Source organism: Megasphaera sp. ASD88 (genome assembly GCF_002287425.1).
Taxonomy (GTDB): Bacteria; Bacillota; Negativicutes; order Veillonellales; family Megasphaeraceae; genus Megasphaera; species Megasphaera stantonii.
The window spans coordinates 1-19,794 of the sequence record NZ_NQXW01000013.1 but is presented as its reverse complement, the minus strand read 5'-3'; the positions used below and the strand labels follow the sequence as shown (position 1 = coordinate 19,794).

Below are 19,794 nucleotides of genomic sequence, written 5' to 3'. Positions count from 1 at the left end.
TAAAGGATAAGCTATTTAGGGGTATTTCCCTAGGTTTTTATATTTTTCAAAACAGAGGTGCAAAGATGAGATCTGATAAATTTGGTATGAAAGGTTTAACTTTTGATGATGTTTTGCTGGTACCGGCGAAATCCGACGTGCTGCCGTACCAGGTAGACGTATCGACGAATCTGACGAAAGATATCAAACTGAATATCCCTATGATGAGCGCTGGCATGGATACGGTTACGGAAGCCCCCATGGCGATTGCAATCGCCCGTGAAGGCGGCATCGGCGTTATCCATAAAAATATGTCTATTGCCGCTCAGGCGCGCGAAGTCGACAAGGTAAAGCGCTCCGAACACGGCATCATTATCGACCCCATTTTCCTGCATCCCGATAATTTGCTGGCCGACGCCAACGAATTGATGGGCAAGTACAAGATTTCCGGTGTTCCTATTACGGTTGACGGCAAATTAGTCGGCATCATCACCAACCGCGACATGCGCTTTGAAGAAGACATGAGCCGCCGCATCGGCGATATTATGACGAAGGAAAACCTGGTCACGGCTCCTGTCGGCACGTCCTTGGCTGATGCGAAGGCCATCCTGCGCCAGCATCGCATTGAAAAGCTGCCCTTAGTTGATAAGGACGGCAATCTGCAGGGCCTGATTACGATTAAAGATATTGAAAAAGCTACGAAATACCCGAATTCGGCGAAGGATTCCAACGGCCGCCTGCTGGCCGCCGCAGCTGTCGGCGTTTCCCACGACATGATAGACCGCCTGGATGCCCTCGTAGCCGCGAAGGTCGACGTCGTCGTCATCGATACGGCTCACGGCCATTCGGAAGGCGTATTGAAGACCTTGAAGGAAATTAAAAAAGCCTATCCCCATCTCCCGGTCATTGCCGGCAACGTCGCTACGGGCGCCGCTACGGAAGCCCTCATCGAATGCGGCGTAGACGCCGTTAAGGTAGGCATCGGGCCCGGCTCCATCTGCACGACCCGCATCATCGCCGGCATCGGCGTTCCCCAGATTTCCGCCGTATACGAATGCGCTAAAGTTGCACAGCGCTACGGCATTCCCATCATCGCCGACGGCGGCATCAAATACTCCGGCGACATGGCCAAAGCGATTGCGGCAGGCGGCAACGTCGTCATGCTGGGCAATCTCCTGGCCGGTACGGAAGAAAGCCCGGGCGAAACGGTCATCTACCAGGGCAGAAGCTACAAGGAATACCGCGGCATGGGTTCGCTGGCTGCTATGGAACACGGCAGCAAGGACCGCTACTTCCAGGAAGACGCCAAGAAGCTCGTTCCCGAAGGCATCGAAGGCCGCGTGCCGTATAAAGGCGCCGTCGCCGATACGATTTTCCAGATGGTCGGCGGCTTGAGAGCCTCCATGGGCTACTGCGGATGCCACAACATCAAGGAAATGATCGAAAACACGCAGTTCATTCAGATTACCAGCGCCGGTCTCCGCGAAAGCCATCCCCACGACGTCAATATTACGAAGGAAGCGCCGAACTACAGCGTAAACTAAGGGCAAGGTGGAGGATATACGTTGACTAGCACGATACATATCCTGTCCGTCCCCATTGGAAACGTCACGAAGGAAGAAGCCTGCGCCTTTGCCTTTAAATGCATCGAAGAAGGCAGGGCGGCTTCTATCGCGACGGCCAATGCGGAGATGGTCATGAGAGCGCAGTCAGATGAAGAACTGGCAGACATCCTGCGGCACGCGGACTTAGTCGTTCCTGACGGGGCCGGCGTGCTGTGGGCTGCCGAGCAGATAGGGAAGCAGTTTAAGGAGCGGGTCGCCGGCATCGATTTGGCCTGCCGTCTCGTCGGCGAAGCGGCGCTGCGGCAGACGCCGGTGTACTTTTTCGGCGGAGCCGAAGGCGTCGCCAGGGACGCGGCGGCCAATTTGGAAAAACAGGTAGGCAAGCTGCATATCGTAGGCACCCATTCGGGATTTTTTACCGACGAGGAAGAAAAGCAGATCATTGAGGAAATCCGTTCAGGCGGCACGCAGCTCCTGTTTGTCGCCCTGGGCGTCCCCAAGCAGGAAAAATGGATACGCGACCACCTGTATGAGCTGGGACCCTGCGTCTGCATGGGCGTCGGCGGTTCCCTGGACGTGCTGTCTGGCCGTCTCGACCGGGCTCCGAAGTGGATGCAGGAGCACCGCCTGGAATGGCTTTACCGGCTGCTGAAGGAGCCGACCAGAATCAAACGCATGATGGCTTTGCCTCAGTTTGTCGCCGCCGTAAAACGGGACAAAGGTGCAAAGTGATTTGAGGTGATGTCTTGAATAAACCGCTTATAATTGAAGATGGCTATATATTCATCGCAGTTCCGGCACTGTTGGCCGTGTTGGCAGGGTATTTCGTCAACGCTTACGCGGCGGCGGTTCCGGCGCTGCTCGCCTTGTATTTCGCCTATTTTTTCAGGAATCCTCATCGTACGATTCCGGAAGACGATACGGCGCTGCTGTCGCCTGCCGACGGCAAGGTCATGAGCGTCGAAGAAGTGTACGAAGATTTATACCTCGATAAGAAGTGCAGAAAAATCGTCATCTTCTTATCTGTTTTCGACGTTCACGTCAACCGGGCTCCCTTAGCCGGGACGATCGACTTTCAGCAGTATACGTGCGGCGGCTTCCGGCCGGCCTATAAGGACGGCGTCGGGTATGAAAACGAACGGTATTCCGTAGGGATTGAAAACAATCGGACGCGGATATTGGTAACGGTTATCGCCGGTATACTGGCCCGTCGAATCGTATCCTGGGTAACGCTGGGCGACACCTTGTCTCACGGTCAGTTGTACGGAATGATCAAGTTTGGCTCCTGCGCAGAAGTATACGTCGGCGACGACGTGGAAATTCTGGTCCAAAAGGGCGACCGCGTGCGCGGCGGAGAAACTATCATTGGGAGGATTGTCAAATGAAAAATATAATTCCATGTCTTTTTACGTCGGGAAATCTCGGATTCGGCGTATTAAGTATGATCATGACGCTGCACGGCATGTTTACCGCCGCCGGCATATGCATTCTGCTGGCCATGGCCTGCGATGCCTGCGACGGCCGTTCGGCCCGCGCCCTGGGCGTTGCCGGCGAGTTCGGCAAAGAATTGGACTCCTTGTCCGACGTAGTTTCCTTCGGCGCGGCGTCGGCGTTTTTGATTTACACCTATTCGTTGCAGGAATTGGGCTGGATCGGCGTCGTGCCGGCTATTATTTACGCGGCCTTGGGCGGTATCCGTCTGGCCCGCTTCAACTTGAATACCGGCGTCATTCACGGCTATTTCCAGGGCATGCCGATTCCTAACGGCGGCTGCCTCATCGCTACGTACGTCATTTCCGGCGTCCATCTGCCGGCGTGGCTGATCGGCATTTTTGTCGTCGCCCTGGGGTATCATCTGGTAAGCAAGATCCATAATCCTGATTTCAAAGGGGCCAGCCCGGATGTCCTCCATAAATCGGCATTGGCGATTTCTCTGATTTTCGGCGCCGTCGTGCTGGTTTTCGTCGACTGGCACCTCGTCTTTACGATGCCCTTCTTGTTGTATATCGTATTTGGATTAGTCAATACGGCCATGAACGCCGCTTCTGCGCGTTGATATATTAGGGAGATCGCGTATGGAACATATATTGGATATCATTATGATACCCATACAAGTTATCATTGTATTTTATACGCTGTATTATGTTACCTTGGCTGTTTTCGGCCTGATGAAGCGAAGAGAGCACGTTACGGCAGCACCTAAGAATACCTTTGCTGCCGTAATTTGCGCGCATAATGAGGAACGCGTCGTCGGGCAGCTGATCGATAACCTGAAAGACCTGAATTATCCGAAGGACATGTACGACGTATACGTCGTGGCCGATAACTGTACGGACAATACGGAAAAGATCTGCCGGGAACACGGCGCGATCGTCAAGGTGCGGACGAACAAGGACGAAGTCGGCAAGGGCTACGCTTTGGACTGGATGTTTGCGCAGATGCTGGCTCAGGAAAAGCAGTACGACGCCTTCGTCGTCTTCGATGCCGACAACCTCGTCCACCCGGAATTCTTGCGGGAAATGAACAACCATTTGTGCAAGGGCGAGCAGGTCATACAAGGCTATATGGACGCTAAAAATCCGACCGACACCTGGGTGGCCGGGACCTTTGCCATCGCCTTCTGGCTCATCAACCACATGTGGCACCTGGCAAAATATAATATCGGCTTGTCTACGGCCCTCGGCGGCACGGGCATGTGCATCGCGACGGATATCGTGCGGAAGTACGGCTGGGGATGCGACTGCCTGACGGAAGATATGGAATTTTCCATGAAAGTGCTGCTGGAAGGCGTGCGGACCTGCTGGGCCCACGACGCGATCATTTACGATGAAAAGGCTCTGGGGTTCATGCAGTCGTGCCGGCAGCGCAAGCGGTGGGCCCAGGGGCAGTGCGACTGCGGCGAGCGCTTTATTCCCAAGCTGTTTGTCCGCGGCATCAAGACGGGGAATATCCGCATGCTCGACGGCATCATTACCTTGTCTCAGCCCTTTTTCATGATGATGTCGACGATATACGCCCTGATGGCGTATATTAACTCGTATATTCCCTTGTACACCAACATCTTGTACCAAATCGTGCCGGTGCAGATGTGGACGGTCATCGGCGTCGTCCAGTACCTCATTCCGGTTATCGTGCTACTGCAGATCAAGGTGCCCTTAAAATCATGGGCCTATCTCGTCGTATATCCCCTGTTCATGTACAGTTGGATTCCCGTCAATTTTCTCGGCTTTAAGGACCGCCATAAGATGAAATGGAGCCATACGGAACATACGAGGGCTGTATCCTATGACAGCGCCGTGCTGCTGCGAAAGGAGAATAAAAAATAGATGCATATTCTGTTGACCAATGACGACGGCCTCCGCGCGCCGGGACTGCAGATCCTGAAGCGTGAGCTGGCGGCCTGCGGGTACAGGCTGACTGTCGTTGCGCCTAACGGCCAGCGCAGCGCCGCGTCCCATTCCATGACGATCAATAAGGCCTTGTACTGCCGGGAAGAGACCGATGAAGCGGGGATTCGCGAAATCGCCGTGTCCGGTACGCCTGTAGACTGCGTAAAAATGGCTATGGAATATTTCTTGGCTGAGGACAAGCCGCAGCTCATCATATCGGGCATCAACAACGGCTATAATCTAGGCAGCGACGTCTTGTATTCGGGGACGGTGTCGGCAGCTATGGAAGGGCCGTACTACCAGGTTCCAGCTCTGGCCGTATCGATGTATCCTCTGAATGAAGAACGGTGCGCCCAGACGGCCCGTCTCGTCCATGAATTAGTGGAAAAGGTCGTCGTAAGGGGCCGTTTCCCCGGCATATTGAACGTCAACGTACCGCCGGCCGGCGATATCAGCCTCGATAACGTCTGCGTCGTGCCGCAGACCGTACAGATTTATCACAACGTCGTAGCAGAAAAGCGCGATTTGGACGGCAGCCTGTGCTATCATATCGTAGGCGATATCGACATGGAAGGCGCGCCGGAAAACAGCGACGTGGCCTGCATACGGAGCGGCCGCATTGCCGTGACGCCGCTGCGGTGGCAGCAGACGGCCATGGCGGCTATTGACGACGTAAAGAGCTGTTTATAAAAAAAACATAAAAAGTCAAGAATTCCATTGCAGATTCTTGGCTTTTTTTGATAACTCGGAAACACGAAATTATACTTTTAAATATTGCGTGGCATATATTTGAAATATTAAATGAGATACATTGGCAGCAGACAGGTGTATTTTCTTGTTTTATCAAATTAGTACTTGCAAAATACATTTGTATGCCGTATAATGACAAGCAAGTCACATAGTGAGTGGATGAAGTTTACGGGAGAAGGTCGCAGACCTACCGAAGGAGTTAAACTCTCAGGTGCCGGAAGGCAGGACCGTGAATGGACACGACTCTGGAGAGTCCCGTATGGGCGCCGAAGGTGCAGGGTATCTTGACGATATCTAATCTCTCAGGCAAAAGGACAGAGAATAGCGCAATTATTTCATTATTTCTTTATGCTGTTTTTGACCTGTCTTCAGAGGTATGCTGACGACAGGTTTTTTGTATTTATTCCTAAAATAACAGTGTAAAGGAGTATGGTATTATGGTAGACATTTTGAACCAAATTGACAGCTTTGTGTGGGGACCGCCTTTATTGGTGCTGCTGATCGGCACGGGCATCATGCTGACGATCCGCCTGCGCCTGCTGCAGATTTTCCGCCTTCCTCATGCGCTGAAGCTGATCTTTACGGCAAAGAATCAGGGCGAAGGCGATATCGACAGCTTTAAGGCGCTGTGCACGGCCTTGGCGGCGACTGTCGGCACCGGCAACATCGTCGGCGTCGCTACGGCCGTCCATGCCGGCGGCCCGGGCGCCGTTTTCTGGATGTGGATGGCAGCGCTCGTCGGCATGGCGACGAAATACGCCGAATGCCTGCTGGCCGTCAAATACCGCACCGTCGATAAAAACGGCGAAATTTCCGGCGGCCCGATGTACTATATCGAAAAGGGCTTGGGACCTAAATTCAAGCCGCTGGCCTGCATTTTCGCATTCTTCGGCGTTCTCGTCGCCTTCTTTGGCATCGGCACTTTCGCCCAGGTCAATTCGATTGTAGAAATTACGCGCCTTACGGCCGACGTTCCTGTAGAATATACGGCGATTGTCCTGACCATCGTCGTCGCGGCTGTCACCATCGGCGGCCTCCAGTCCATCGCCCGGGCGGCGTCGAAAATCGTTCCGGCTATGGCCGTCATCTACGTCGTTTCGGCGGCTGGCTTCCTCATCATGTTCTACGAACAGATTCCGGCGGCTATCGAACAGATTCTCGTCTGCGCCTTTACGCCGACGGCTGCTTCCGGCGGCTTCCTCGGCGCGACGGTCATGATGGCAATGCGCAACGGGATTGCCCGCGGCGTCTTCTCTAACGAATCGGGCCTCGGCAGCGCGCCTATCGTAGCGGCGGCGGCTAAGACGAAATGGCCTGCCGAACAGGGCTTCGTATCCATGACGGGTACCTTTATCGACACGATTATCATCTGCACGATGACGGGCTTAGTCCTCGTCGTCAGCGGCTTGTGGACGAGCGACCTGAACGGCACGGCTCTGACGAACGCCGCCTTCCTGCAGGCTTATCCGACCTGGGGCAGCTTCATCCTCTGCATCGGCCTGACGCTCTTTGCCTTTACGACGATTCTGGGCTGGAATTATTACGGCGAACGGTGCGTGGAATACTTAGTCGGCGTCAAGGGGATCATGCCGTACCGCATCATCTTCATCGCCCTCGTAGCCTGCGGCGCCTTCATCAAATTGGAAGTTATCTGGATTTTAGCTGATATCGTCAACGGTCTGATGGCTGTGCCGAACCTGATCGCCCTCATCGGCCTCAGCGGCGTCGTCGTAGCCGAAACGAAACGGTACTACGCGCATTTAGCAGCTGAAAAAGAAGCGGAAAAGGCGGCTCTCGTAGACCAGAAGGTAACGGCGGGACACTAAATATAAGATAGGGCTTTTATCATAGGGGTATGATACAACTGCATTAGGAAGTTACGCGCCTCACGGGGAAAGGGGTCCCTGTGGGGCGCTGTTTGTTTGCCTTTGCTTTATCGTAATAGTATGCATATATTTTGTAAGTTTTCTGTAAGTACCGTTTTAGTCATGATGACGATTACTTATATATATGGTATAATACTTTTTATGAAGCAATATTTTCGAAAGGCAGTGAGTACGTATGGCAAAGATTACTTTAAAATCTGGTTTTGTATTTGACGTAGAAAATTTATACGGCCCGGGCAAGGTGACGGAAGAAGACGTCAAGGCCATGGAGCCGGCCTATACGAAAGCCCACGAAGCGGTTATGGAAATGCGCAAGACCGGCATCATGGCAGGTCATTTATCTAAAGACGGCGAGCCGGAAGCCGTACTGTTCCCGCAGCTTCCCTACATCGTGGAAGGCAATATCAACAATCCGGAACGGATCATGGCAATGGAAGAATTGGCCCGCCAGGTGCGCAACCGCGTCGACGCAGTCGTATTCTTCGGTATCGGCGGTTCTTATTTAGGCGGCAAGGTCCTCTTCGACGTGCAGTGCGGCGAATTTTGGAACCTCAAGAGCACGGAAGCCCGCAAAGGCTATCCGAAGGCCTTCTTTGCCGGCAACAACGTCGATTCCCATAAAGTCAGCGGCCTCATCGAATTCCTCAAGGCGGACAGCGCTGCGAAGTCCGGGTATACCGTCATGGGCGTCGTCATTTCCAAATCGGGCTCGACTATCGAACCGATGTCCAATTACATGGTCGTCCGCCAGGCGATGGAAGACGCAGGCATCAAATTTGAAACCGTCGCCGTGACAGATCCCCATGAAGGCGAAAAAGAAACGCTCCTGCACGGATTGGCGAGAAAATCGGGCTGGCCTATTTTCTATGTCCCCGATGGAGTCGGCGGCCGGTTCAGCGTGTTCTCCGAAGTGGGCCTCCTCGTCGGCGCTCTGGTCGGCTTTGATATCCGCCAGTTCTTAGCCGGCGCAAGGGATATGGACAAGGCCTGCCAGAATCCCGATATTTGGCAGAATCCGGCTTTGCTGAACAGCGTGCTGAAATATATTTCCGGCGCAAAATACGGCCGCGACCTGGAAGTTCTCATGCCCTATGCGGACAGCCTGAAATCCCTGTCGGAATGGTACATTCAGCTCCTGGCCGAATCTTTGGGCAAACGCCTCGACAAGCAGGGCAACGTCGTCAACTACGGCCGCACGCCTATCGTTGCCGTCGGCACGACGGACATGCACGCCCAGACGCAGGAACACCAGGAAGGCCCGAAGGATAAGGTCGTCCAGTTCGTTTCCATCGCCAACTGGAAGGACGACGTCGTCGTTCCCCACATGTACGACGAATATCCGAAGCTGGCTGCCTTCAGCGGTTTGCCCCTGAGCAGCATTTTGGAAGCGGCCCGCAGCTCGAATGCGGAAGCCCTGATCGGCGACGGCCGTCCCAACGCCAACTACATTTTGCCCGAATTGACGCCCTATCATTTGGGCGAAGTCATGTTTATGCTTTGCTTGTCCATTGCGTACGAAGGCGAATTCGCCAACGTCGACGCCTTCAATCAGCCCGGCGTGGAAGTGTATAAGAAATTCCTCGGCGGCCGTTTGAAGAAACTGCAGGAAGGTTAATTATGAACGTATTAGTTACAGGCGGCGCCGGGTATATCGGCAGCCATACCGTGCGGGCCTTGCTCGAACGGGGCTGCCGCGTCGTCGTCCTCGATAATTTATCGCGGGGCCATCGCGGCGCCGTGCCCGACGGCGTGCGCCTCGTCGTCGAAGATATTCATCACGTCGACGCCGTGAGCGCTCTTTTGACAGAAGAAGGCATCGACGCGGTCATGCATTTCGCCGCCCACAGCCAGGTCGGCGAATCGATGGAAAAACCGACGATTTACTATGACAACAACGTCGTCAGCTCGTACTGCCTCCTGGAAGCCGTACGCCGGGCCGGAGTGAAATATTTTGTATTTTCCTCGACGGCAGCTGTGTACGGCGAGCCGGAGCAGACGCCGATTACGGAAGATATGCCCTATTGCCCGACGAATGTATACGGCCAGACGAAGCTCATGATCGAGCAGATGCTGGCGCAGTTCAGCCGGGCCTACGGCCTGCGGTATGCGGCGCTGCGGTATTTCAACGCCGCCGGCGCGTCCCGCGACGGCAGCATCGGCGAGGACCATACGCCGGAAACGCACCTCATTCCGCTTATTTTGCAGACGGCCCAGGGGATACGGGATCATATCACTATTTTCGGTACGGACTATCCTACAGAAGACGGCACCTGTATCCGCGACTACATTCACGTCGTCGATTTGGCCGACGCCCATTGCCGCGTCCTCCAGTACTTGGCGGAAGGCGGGCAGCCCCAGGCCTTCAACCTGGGCTCGCAGCACGGGTTCAGCGTGCGCGATATGATAAGTGCGGCGAAGGCCGTGACGGGACGGGACTTTGCCGTTGAAGAAGGCCCGCGCCGTGCCGGCGATCCGGCGGCCCTCGTCGCGTCGTCGGAAAAAATCCGCCGGCTGACGGGTTGGCAGCCCCAGTACAGCCAAATTGAAACGATTATTGCCGACGCCTGGAAATGGCACAGCGGCCATCCGAACGGATACGATGATAAAGCGTAATCTGTCGGCCCTTCGGCATCTGGTAAGGAACGCAGCAGCTCATCACAGAAACACATGGCTCCCGTATGGAGTCATCCTGCTTTGTTTGGCAGGTATCTGGTGGGGCTGGGATGGCGTTCCGTCAGGGCGGCAGGAAATCATACGGGAGACGAAGAACGATACCAGTTCTTCGCCTCCCGTTTTTTCTGCCTCTGACAGGGATGCAGAAGAGGAGCGCCCTGAAGGCAGGCTGGTCGAAGGTACTGCGCCGTCTCTGCGGCGCAGGCCCCTGCCCGATATATTTGCCGGCAGCGCGCCGAAGAGCGCTGCCGATTCTGCAGAGAAGGCGCGGCCCGTTGCGGCGGCTCCGGCTGCGGAGCTTCCCGTCCTTTGCGGCACGATGGAGCATAACGGAGCCTATCTGGCTTTATTCCGCCATCGCGGGGAAACGCTGGTCTGCGCCGCAGGGGACAGCTTCGATGGATATACCGTCGTCAGCGTATATCAAGACGGCGCGCAGCTGGAAAAAGACGGAATCTGCGCGGCCGTAAGCATGTAAAGGAGATGACTATGAAAGTTTGCCGATGTATCCTCATTATGATGGCTGTCGCATGGTACGGGCCGGTTTGGGCCGGCAGTTCCTTGTCCGTTCACGTCCGCGAGGCCCCTGTCCGCTCCGTGCTGGAAGGGCTGGCCCGTAGCGGCAATATAAACCTCATCGTCGACGATACGGTGCAGGGGACGATGACCATGCATATAAACGGCGTTACCGTTGAGGACGCGCTGGACGCTATCGCTGCAAGTCAAAACCTGTATTACGAAAAAGAGGGGCCTGTGCGGACCATGACGGCCGGGAAGAAACGGGATGGAGCGAAATCCCTGCGGACGTGGAGGCTCCGCTACGCCGTCCCGACAGACGTGCAGGAGGCCGTCCGGGCTATGGTGCCCGACGGAGACGTCCGCTGCTACGACGATACGAATACGCTCGTCGTCGGCGCGACGCCGCGGGAGCATCGCGCCGTGCAGGACCTCGTCACGGCGCTGGATACGAAGCCGCGGCAGGTCGACGTCGAGGTAGAGATTGCCTCTATTGATCGGAGCGCCCTGCGCCATGCCGGCGTCGAATGGAATTGGTCCAGCGTGAGCGGCGGCGCCGGACATGAGGGATTTTCCTTCGCCGCCCAGATACAGGCGCTGGAAGAAAAGGGCCAGGCCTCCGTACTGGCCAGGCCTCGCATGGCTGCCCTGAACGGCAGGGAGGCGAGCGTCCTTATCGGCGATAAAATTCCCGTCGTGACGGAATACATGAGCGGCGGTGAAAAAACGGCGACGACGGAGTACAAGGACGTCGGCGTGAAGCTCCGCTATGTGCCGCGCATTCACGACGACGGGACGGTGACGGCGGCTATCGAGGCTGAAGTCAGCACGCCTGTATTTGTCAATGAAATGAAGGCCTACCGCATCGCCACGCGTCAGGCCAAGACGGTCGTTCGCATGCTGCCCGGAAGGACGCTGGTATTGGGCGGACTCATCCGCAAGGAAGACGTGGAGAGCCTGCGCAAGGTGCCGATATTGGGAGATATTCCGCTGCTGGGGAAATTATTCCGCAGCCATTATACGTCGTCCAAGGAGACGGAAGTGGTCATCCTGCTGCGTTCCTTCGTCCGGGAGGAGATTCCTTGACAGCCGGCGGCGGGGAGGAATATGATAAAGGCAGAAAAACGGCCTGTCTTGCTATGGACAGCAGCAGGCGGACGGAGAAAAGAGTGAAAGAGCATATGCGTGATGGAAAGCGGAGAGACCAAGTTCTTTTGTTGGCGGCGGGATTCTTTTATTTTTCCAGCCCCATGGCAGTTACGCCGATCATTACCGGATTTTCCGGCTCGTTGGGGGCGAGCGCGGCCCTGATGGGCCTTATCGGCGGCCTGATGAATCTTTGCTCCCTGTGCTGCCGGCCCTTTGTAGGAGCTTTTTCCGACAGGGTGAGGAAATACATATTATCCTGTATCGGCGCAGTGTGCCTGATCGCGTCCTGCCTTGGATACGTCTTCGCCTGGAGCCCGCAGGTCGTCATGGCGGCCCGCGTTATCAACGGCTTTGGCTTTGCCCTGTGCTCTATCAGCCTGTCGACATGGTTTTCCCTGCTGCTGCCGAAAGAGCATATGGGCGCCGGCATGGGCGTGTACGGCACGATGAACGCCCTGGCCATGGCCCTGGCGCCGGCCATTGGGATTTACTGCTATCATCATCTCGGTTACCGGGCGGCGTTCTGCGTCGCCACGGCCTTTGCCGCAGCGATCATCGTCCTTATCCAGTTCGTATCGTATAAAAACGAACCGCTGCCGCCGGCCGGCAAGGGCTTCCTGCCCGATCAGTTTGTCGATACAGGCGTCCTGCCCGTATCGTTCCTCATCATGGTGTTTACCATTCCGTACTGCGCTACCCAGTCCTTCCTGGTACAGTACGTGCAGGCGAAGGGGCTGCCCTTTTCTGCCGGCATGTTTTTTCCGGCCTATGCCGTAGCCCTATTGCTGCTGCGGACGGCGATGCGCGACCTGTTCGACCGCTTATCCTTTCAGTTTTTCTTCATTATGGCCTGCCTCTGCACGGCGGGCAGCATCCTCCTGCTGGCTGTCATGGACAGCTTTTGGGAAATGATCGCGGCGGCGGTGCTCATGGCCGGCAGCTACGGCGTGATGTGTTCCGTGTGCCAGGCCTTGGCTATCGTCGTGGCCGTCGGAGGGAAGCGGGGCTTGGCGAACAGCACCTATTATATCGGCATCGATTTAGGCATGGCCTTAGGGCCCTTGTTCGGCGGCCTGCTGTTCGGTGCGCTGCCGATTTCCTTCTTTTATCCTGTCCTCCTGGCGTCGCTGCCGGCGGCAGCGGCCATTTATTGGTATGGCCGGCGGCGCGTATTTTCCGCCCGGTCTTCTGCTCATGCAAAGTAAAACCTTTAACGTTTGAGAGATAAGAAAAATTACAGAAAAGCATATTGACAATTCTCTTATTTTTCGTATAATGAAATCACGACACAATATAAGTTCCCGATAAAGGTATAGACGGAAAAAAGTAGGGCTGCAAATACCCTCGCAGAGAGCCGGTGGGCGGTGTAAACCGGCAGGTGATGCAGCGTGAAGTTCTTTCCTGAACTGTGAGGCTGAACAGAAATCAGTAGGCCGATCCGGTATGGCGACCGTTACATTGCTATGAGTTGATCTGATTCGAGATTATTAGGGTGGTACCGCGGAGATGTTCGTCCCTTGGGTATCACCCTTTTTGTATTCTGGAATGCAGGTAAGCAGGGTGGTACCGCGAGTTCATCGTCCCTCATGGAGGGGCGATTTTTTTATATCAAACGGGAATCTAGCTATTATATTTCTTCATATCATCCAGTAGGAGGCAACCCAAATGAACAGTTCAGTTATTGTCGTAGGTTTGTACATTTGTACGATTTTCTTAATCAGCTGGTACACGAAGCACCGCGCTGCCGGGAAGGCGGAAAACTATATCCTGGCCGGCCGTCAGCTCACGACGCCGCTTATCATGGTTTCTATCGTCGGCCTGGCCGTCGGCGGCGCGTCGACTATCGGCGTTGCCGAACAGGCCTATAAAGCCGGTCTTTCCGCCGGCTGGTACACGACGGCCTGGGGCATCGGCGCGATCGTCATGGGCATGACCGTCGCTAAAAAATACCGCAGCCTCAACATCACGACGATTCCCGAAATGCTGGAACGGTATTACGATAAGAAGAGCATGATTATCGGCATCATTTGCCAGATCATCGTACAGCTCGTCGTCATGAGCATGCAGTACGTTGCCGGCGGCATGATTCTCGCCGCCCTTATGCCGGAAATCTTCACGCCGACGACAGGGATGCTCATGAGCGCTGTCGTCTTCATCGGTGTAACCCTGATCGGCGGCATGTGGTCGGCCAGCATTACGAACCTCATGAACGTGTCCCTGAAATACGCCGGCATCCTCATGGCCGTCGTACTGGCAGTGCGCATGGCCGGCGGCATGGATCAAATCCAGATGAACCTGCCCATGCCTCACGGCCTCGATTTCATCGACGGCGTAGGACCCATGACCATCGTTACGTGGATTATCGTCCTCATTACGGTCAACCTGTCCCTTCAGAGCATCATCCAGATTTCCCTTGGTGCAAAAGACGTGCACACGGCCCGCAAAGGCTTCATCATCGGCGGCCTGCTCATGTTGCCGATCGGTTTCGTCAGCGCCCTCCTCGGCGTCATCGCTTCGGAATTATATCCCAACATTTCGGCTACGGCTGCATTGCCCCAGGTCATCATGTCCCTCGACCCGTGGCTGGCCGGCATTACCTTGGCGGCTCTTTGGGCAGCCGACGTCAGCTGCGCCTGCAATCTCCTGCTCAGCTCGGCGACGCTGTATTCCCATGACATTCACAAACGCTTCGTCGACCCGAATATGTCCGACAGCAAGTACCTCAACGTCACCCGTATTTCCGTATTCCTCCTCGGCCTGCTTACGCTGAGCTTTGCCTTGACCATCAGCGGCATCATCTCCACGCTCATGGCCGGCCTCAGCCTCATGACGGCGTTCAGCGTCATCGTTCTCATGACGATGTATGCGCCGAAATACTGCTCCCGCGCAGCCGCCTTCTATACGATTCTGGCTTCGGTCGTCGTTCTCGTAGCCTGGATGTTCGTACCGGCCGTCCGCGTGCTGCCGCATGTCATTTATGCCGAATGGATCGTCTGCGGCGTCCTCTTCGTCGGCATCAGCGCCGTGACGCGCAGCAACGCCATTCACATGGAAGGCGTCGAACCGGCCGCCGTACAGGACGGCAAGACGAAGGCCGTACCGGCTCAGCACTAACGATAGGTTCCGCGAGTTTCCACGCGGCAGGTCCTATGGTATAATTAAATAACCTGCATATGAAAAATCCCTGTAAAGCGAGTCTCTTTGCAGGGATTTTTGTGCAGTTGATTGTGCTGATTGTATTCCTGTTCCGGCGAATTGAAGCCGTCGGAGGCAGGGAGGAGAAAGAGGTGATGGCGATGGAGAAAGGATCGGCCATTTCGCTGTATGAAGGGGAACGTATCTTGTGGCAGGGCAAGCCGGGCTGCTCGTGGCGCAAACTGGTTAAACCGTCGGATATACTGAAGGTTCCCATAGGACTATTGTTTTTTCTGTTTGCCCTATGCTGGGAAGGCGCAGCCTTGTCTGTTCCGGGCCTGTGGGGGATTGTCGCGCCCTTATTCGGCCTGCCTTTTATAGCGGCAGGAGCGTATGGCAGCGTTGGCCGCTTGGTCCATCGCCGCTGGCAGCGGCGGCAGATTGTCTACGTGCTGACGAGCGAGCGGATTCTTACGGTGTACCGCAGCCGCCTGGTCTGCCGGTTTTATCATACCCTGCGGTATTTGGAGAAGCGGGAAAACGGCGACGGGTCGGGGACGATTCTTTTCGACAAACGCCCTGTAGATTGGCATGATTTTCATTTTGCTTTTTTTAATGAACTCATACGGGAACGGGAATATGAATACGCCGCTATCGACGACGTCGACGCCGTTTGGGCTATCGTTGAAGCGCAGCGGCGCCGATGGATGAAGCCTGATGGCGAATGATAAAACGCGCCAGCAGATAGCTGTTGTTCTGTCTGCCGGCGCGTCTGCTATTTCAGGCTTTGGTAAATCTGTTCGATGTTGTCGCGCATGCGGTCTATATAGGTCGCAGTTCCTTCGGCGCTTTCGATGGTGTGGATCGTTTTGACCGACGCCCCTACTTCCTTGGCCAGGGTTTCCGAAATCTTGGGGCTGACCATGGTTTCGGAAAAAATCGTCTTCACCTTATGCTGCTTGCAGAAATCGGCCAGGCTGGCCAACTGCTGAGGGCTCGGCTCGCCGCTGGCAAAGACCGACTCGACGCTGCGCTGCGTCAGGCCGAAATCGCGGCACAGGTAGGCGAAGGCGGCGTGGCCTGTGACGAACTGCCGGTTCGGGACGGATTGGAATTTTTCCTGATATTCCGCCAGCACCTGCTGGAGTTGTTCGTTGTAAGCGGCGGCGTTTTCACGGTAAAATTCGGCGTTGGCCGGGTCGGCTTCGGCCAGGGCGGCGGCGATGTTCTGCACTTCCGTCTGAGCGGCCTGCAGGCTGAGCCAGCAGTGGGGGTCGTCGCGGCCGTGTTCGTGTATGTCGTGCTTGTCTGTATTGGCGATTACCTGGACGCCTTTCGAAGCGTCGACGGCGACGAGGTTTTTATTGTCTACGACTTCCAGCGTTTTATCCGCCCAGGGCTCCATGCCCAGGCCGTTGTACACGAATAAACGGGCATGGCTCAATTCCTTTAGATTTTTCGTCGTCGGCTGAAAATCGTGGGGCTCCGTGCCATCGGGAATCAAGGTGACGACGTCGACCTTATCCTTGCCGACGGCCTGGGTAAGTTCTTTCATCGCGTTGAAAGAGGCGACGACCTTCAGTTTGCCGTCGGACTGGACGGAGCCGTCAGATTGGGCGCCGCAGCCCGCAAGGAGCACAGCCGCTGCTATCATTGTGATACAGGCTGTAAGCCATGATTTCATAACATATCCTCCTCTGAAATAGGAATATATACGTATAGTATAAACTGTATCATAGCACTAATCCTCGTTCCTTGTCAATAAATGCAAATGCCTTGCATTTTCCTTTTCGCGACTATATAATAGAGCAGGTATTTTATATGATAAGAAGGAGCTGCTATGATTTCATTAGAAAAGGTGTCCTTTGCCTATGAGCATGGGCCCTATTTACTGCAGGATGTTACGATGACCGTGCAGGACGGCGATTATATTTCCGTCGTCGGGGAAAACGGCAGCGGCAAGAGCACCCTCATAAAGCTGATATTGGGGCTGCTGTCGCCGAGCCGCGGCACGATTTCCAATACCTTCCGCCGCTGCGCATACGTGCCCCAGCGGTTTGAAACGCTGAACAGCCAGTTTCCCATTACAGTCTACGAGGTGCTGAACTGCCAGCGCAGAATATTGGGATATAAGGATAAGGATATTATCCGACGCTCGCTGGAGCAAATGAACGTATATGAGTTAAAGGACCAGCTCATAGGCAACTTGTCAGGCGGCCAATGCCAGAAGGTGCTCATTGCCCGGGCCCTCATGGGCGAGCCTGATCTGCTCATTTTTGACGAGCCGTCGACGGGCATCGACGTCAAGAGCCAGATGGAGCTGTATCCCTTTATCCGCCATTTGAATCAGGACCGGGGCGTAACGGTCCTGACGGTAGAGCATAACCTGAAATTCGCCGCTAAGAATTCGACGAAGATGTTTCACGTCGTCAACGGCGGCGGCCATTTCTGCTCGCCTGAAGACTATATCCGCGAATACGTATCGGACAACATGGGGAGGGACAGCAATGTTTGAGTACGCTTTTATGCAGAACGCCTTTATCGTGGCCGTGCTGATTTCCATCGTATGCCCTCTCATCGGCATATTCCTCGTGCTGCGCCGCTATTCCATGATCGGCGACGCCTTATCCCATGCGTCTCTGGCCGGCGTAGCTATCGGCCTTTTGCTGGACGCCAATCCCATCCTCAGCGCCTTCGGCCTTACGTCGGTCTTCGGCATTCTCATCGAAGTGCTGCGCCAGCGGTTCCGCCAGTACGCCGAGCTGATACTGGTGATTATCCTGTCCTTATCCGTCGGCATTGCCATTACGATTATCAGTTCCGGCATGGTGCATACCAACGTGGAGTCCTTTTTATTCGGCAGCATCCTGACGGTGACGCGGGAAGACGTATGGTCAGTCCTGCTGCTCAGCATCGTGTCGATTTTGACGATTATCAAGCTGTACCCCCAGCTGGTCATGCTGACCTTTGACGAAGACGGGGCGAAGATCGCCGGCGTAAAGAGCCGTCTGATCAACTACGTCTTTGCCGTCCTCGTCGCGGCGACGATTTCCGTGTCCATCCGCATCGTCGGCATCCTGGTCATCAGTTCGCTCATTGCACTGCCGGTAGCTACGGCGCTGCAGCTGCGGAAGGGATTTCGCCGGACTATGGTATGGTCCGTCCTGTTCAGCTTTTTAGATATTATTCTGGGCCTGGGCATCGCTTACGGAATCGACGCTGCGCCAGGCGGCGTGACGGCGATTGTTTCCGTACTCATGCTGCTGGCCGTCATTGCATATAAAGAAACGGCGCAGGCCCGGCGGCTGTAAGGAGGTACAGCTATGGACGACATAATACAGAACGAGGCCCGTGCAGAATGCCTCCACCGCTGCGGATTAAAGAGCACGCGGACCCGCAAGCTGGTCCTGGATGCGCTGTACCGGCACGGCGGCGTGTTGACGGCGGAAGATATTTATCAGGAGCTCATCGGCCAAGGGCAGGGCATCAACTTTTCTACGGTGTACCGCATACTGGAAATGTTTACGGCCAAGGAGCTGACGGAAAAGCATTATCTGCCTGATTCCCGGAAATACGGCTTTTCCCTGCGGGCAATGGGCCATCGGCACCGCTTGATTTGCCTGAAATGCCGCCGCATCGTGGAAATCGACCACTGTCCCCTGGCGGGGTTTGAAGCGGAATTAGCTGAAAAGACCCAGTTTGATATTGTCGGGCACAATTTGGAATGGTACGGGTATTGCCCGGAATGCCGCGGCCTTGCGCCTAGCGGAGAAAAAACGATAAAGACGGCGAAGGAGGAGTAGATGTGGCCTTATGCAAAGAACGGCTGGAGAACTATATAGAAACGCATTGGCAGGACAAGGCCGCTGTGTCCGTGTACTGCCGTCCTCTGGATGGCGGCGACGACTTTTTCTATCGCGACCGGGTCATGCCGTCGGCCAGCTTGATCAAGGTACCCATCATGGCCTGCGTCTTCCGTCAGGAAAAAGAGGGACAGTTGTCCTTTGATGCGGCCTATTCCGTTTACGGCAATGTCGAAGGCGGTTCGTTTTACGGCCTGCCCGAGGGGACGGAAGTATCTCTTCGTACGCTGGTGTTTCACATGATCGTCGAAAGCGACAACACGTGTACAAATATGCTCATCGATGTGCTGGGCTTCGACGCCATTAACGAGGAAATCCGGCGGCAGGGCATGGAGAATACGCTGCTGCGGCGCAAGATGATGGATTTCGAGGCGGCCCGCCAGGGGAAAGAAAACGTGACGTCCCCCGGCGATATGGGGCGCTTGTTTCTGCGCCTGGCCTCCGGGACCTGCGTCGACGGGCGGCGCGACCAAACGATGCGAGCTATCCTGGCCCAGCAGGAGGATAACTGCATTTTGCCGGCGCAAATTCCCAATACCGTGGCGGTAGAACATAAGACGGGCGAGCTGGACGGCATATATCATGACTGCGGCCTCGTCTGGAAGCAGGGCCGGCCCTATGTGTGCTGCCTCATGGCCGACGGGATAGTTCATGAAGCCCAGGCCATTTACGATATGTCGTATTTGGCGCGCTTCCTATATGATGAAATATAAAAACTGCAGCAGTGCCGGCGCATAGGGCATTGCTGCAGTTTTTTTAACGGGCGAATTTACAATACAAGTGCAACACCTATAAAAAATGACACATAGGTTTCTGATATAATAATGCTACCAAACAAAATCTATATCTCGGAGGAAACCTATGTGCCACTATCATCATCTTACTCTAT

Annotated in this window: 19 protein-coding genes, 1 riboswitch and 1 other annotated feature; of the genes, 18 read left to right on the top strand and 1 reads right to left on the bottom strand. The window is 55.1% G+C overall.

From position 1 onward, the window contains the following. Positions 1-65: 65 nt before the first annotated feature. The 14 genes from guaB (at position 66) to CJ260_RS07730 (ending at position 15,770) form a co-directional block, all read left to right on the top strand. Complete coding sequence (gene guaB, locus CJ260_RS07795; RefSeq protein WP_087477866.1) at positions 66-1,523, top strand: IMP dehydrogenase; 1,458 nt, start codon at positions 66-68, stop codon at positions 1,521-1,523. Positions 1,524-1,544: 21 nt separating this feature from the next. Beyond that, complete coding sequence (locus CJ260_RS07790; RefSeq protein WP_095629785.1) at positions 1,545-2,276, top strand: WecB/TagA/CpsF family glycosyltransferase; 732 nt, start codon at positions 1,545-1,547, stop codon at positions 2,274-2,276. 14 nt (positions 2,277-2,290) lie between these two features. Further along, complete coding sequence (locus CJ260_RS07785; RefSeq protein ID WP_087477865.1) at positions 2,291-2,929, top strand: phosphatidylserine decarboxylase; 639 nt, start codon at positions 2,291-2,293, stop codon at positions 2,927-2,929. Continuing rightward, positions 2,926-3,600, top strand: coding sequence for a phosphatidylcholine/phosphatidylserine synthase (locus CJ260_RS07780; protein WP_095629784.1), 675 nt, complete (start codon positions 2,926-2,928; stop codon positions 3,598-3,600). Before CJ260_RS07785 ends, CJ260_RS07780 begins: the two co-directional genes overlap by 4 nt. A 19-nt stretch (positions 3,601-3,619) precedes the next feature. Beyond that, on the top strand, positions 3,620-4,870 hold the full coding sequence (locus CJ260_RS07775; protein ID WP_087477863.1) for a glycosyltransferase family 2 protein: 1,251 nt from the start codon (positions 3,620-3,622) through the stop codon (positions 4,868-4,870). Further along, positions 4,871-5,623 carry a 5'/3'-nucleotidase SurE gene (gene surE, locus CJ260_RS07770; protein ID WP_095629783.1) on the top strand — a complete coding sequence of 251 codons (753 nt, stop codon included), beginning with the start codon at positions 4,871-4,873 and terminating at the stop codon, positions 5,621-5,623. A 295-nt stretch (positions 5,624-5,918) separates the two neighbouring features. Next, positions 5,919-6,011: riboswitch (glycine riboswitch) on the top strand. 109 nt (positions 6,012-6,120) lie between these two features. Then, a complete protein-coding gene (locus tag CJ260_RS07765; RefSeq protein ID WP_087477861.1) occupies positions 6,121-7,509 on the top strand; it encodes a sodium:alanine symporter family protein in 1,389 nt (462 codons plus the stop codon). Between the two features lie 235 nt (positions 7,510-7,744). Beyond that, the gene (locus CJ260_RS07760) at positions 7,745-9,184 is read left to right on the top strand and encodes a glucose-6-phosphate isomerase (protein WP_095629782.1); all 1,440 of its coding nucleotides are present in this window, start codon (positions 7,745-7,747) and stop codon (positions 9,182-9,184) included. Between the two features lie 2 nt (positions 9,185-9,186). Continuing rightward, on the top strand, positions 9,187-10,182 hold the full coding sequence (gene galE / locus CJ260_RS07755) for a UDP-glucose 4-epimerase GalE (protein ID WP_095629781.1): 996 nt from the start codon (positions 9,187-9,189) through the stop codon (positions 10,180-10,182). An 85-nt stretch (positions 10,183-10,267) separates the two neighbouring features. Then, the gene (locus CJ260_RS07750) at positions 10,268-10,720 is read left to right on the top strand and encodes a hypothetical protein (RefSeq protein WP_095629780.1); all 453 of its coding nucleotides are present in this window, start codon (positions 10,268-10,270) and stop codon (positions 10,718-10,720) included. Between the two features lie 11 nt (positions 10,721-10,731). Continuing rightward, positions 10,732-11,844, top strand: a complete 1,113-nt coding sequence (locus CJ260_RS07745; RefSeq protein ID WP_233127923.1) for a type II secretion system protein GspD — start codon at positions 10,732-10,734, stop codon at positions 11,842-11,844. Positions 11,845-11,897: 53 nt separating this feature from the next. Further along, positions 11,898-13,112, top strand: coding sequence for an MFS transporter (locus tag CJ260_RS07740; RefSeq protein ID WP_143747683.1), 1,215 nt, complete (start codon positions 11,898-11,900; stop codon positions 13,110-13,112). Positions 13,113-13,211: 99 nt separating this feature from the next. Beyond that, positions 13,212-13,428, top strand: a binding site (T-box leader). 144 nt (positions 13,429-13,572) lie between these two features. Continuing rightward, a complete protein-coding gene (locus CJ260_RS07735; RefSeq protein ID WP_095629777.1) occupies positions 13,573-15,021 on the top strand; it encodes a sodium:solute symporter family protein in 1,449 nt (482 codons plus the stop codon). Between the two features lie 113 nt (positions 15,022-15,134). Continuing rightward, positions 15,135-15,770: a hypothetical protein gene (locus CJ260_RS07730; RefSeq protein ID WP_143747682.1), complete on the top strand. Its 636-nt coding sequence runs from the start codon at positions 15,135-15,137 to the stop codon at positions 15,768-15,770. Between the two features lie 47 nt (positions 15,771-15,817). Here the strand turns inward: CJ260_RS07730 and CJ260_RS07725 are convergent, their stop codons facing one another. Beyond that, on the bottom strand, positions 15,818-16,726 hold the full coding sequence (locus CJ260_RS07725) for a metal ABC transporter substrate-binding protein (RefSeq protein ID WP_095629775.1): 909 nt from the start codon (positions 16,724-16,726) through the stop codon (positions 15,818-15,820). A 156-nt stretch (positions 16,727-16,882) separates the two neighbouring features. Between CJ260_RS07725 and CJ260_RS07720 the strand changes: the two genes are divergently transcribed. Genes CJ260_RS07720 through CJ260_RS07705 form a run of 4 tightly spaced genes read left to right on the top strand, consistent with a single transcriptional unit; the run spans position 16,883 to position 19,618 of the window. Further along, positions 16,883-17,557: a metal ABC transporter ATP-binding protein gene (locus CJ260_RS07720; RefSeq protein ID WP_095629774.1), complete on the top strand. Its 675-nt coding sequence runs from the start codon at positions 16,883-16,885 to the stop codon at positions 17,555-17,557. Continuing rightward, positions 17,550-18,353, top strand: coding sequence for a metal ABC transporter permease (locus CJ260_RS07715; RefSeq protein WP_095629773.1), 804 nt, complete (start codon positions 17,550-17,552; stop codon positions 18,351-18,353). The genes CJ260_RS07720 and CJ260_RS07715 overlap by 8 nt, the downstream gene beginning before the upstream one ends. Positions 18,354-18,365: 12 nt before the next feature. Beyond that, on the top strand, positions 18,366-18,845 hold the full coding sequence (locus CJ260_RS07710; RefSeq protein ID WP_095629772.1) for a Fur family transcriptional regulator: 480 nt from the start codon (positions 18,366-18,368) through the stop codon (positions 18,843-18,845). A 2-nt stretch (positions 18,846-18,847) separates the two neighbouring features. Continuing rightward, positions 18,848-19,618 carry a serine hydrolase gene (locus CJ260_RS07705; RefSeq protein WP_095629771.1) on the top strand — a complete coding sequence of 257 codons (771 nt, stop codon included), beginning with the start codon at positions 18,848-18,850 and terminating at the stop codon, positions 19,616-19,618. The last annotated feature ends 176 nt before the right edge of the window (positions 19,619-19,794 follow it).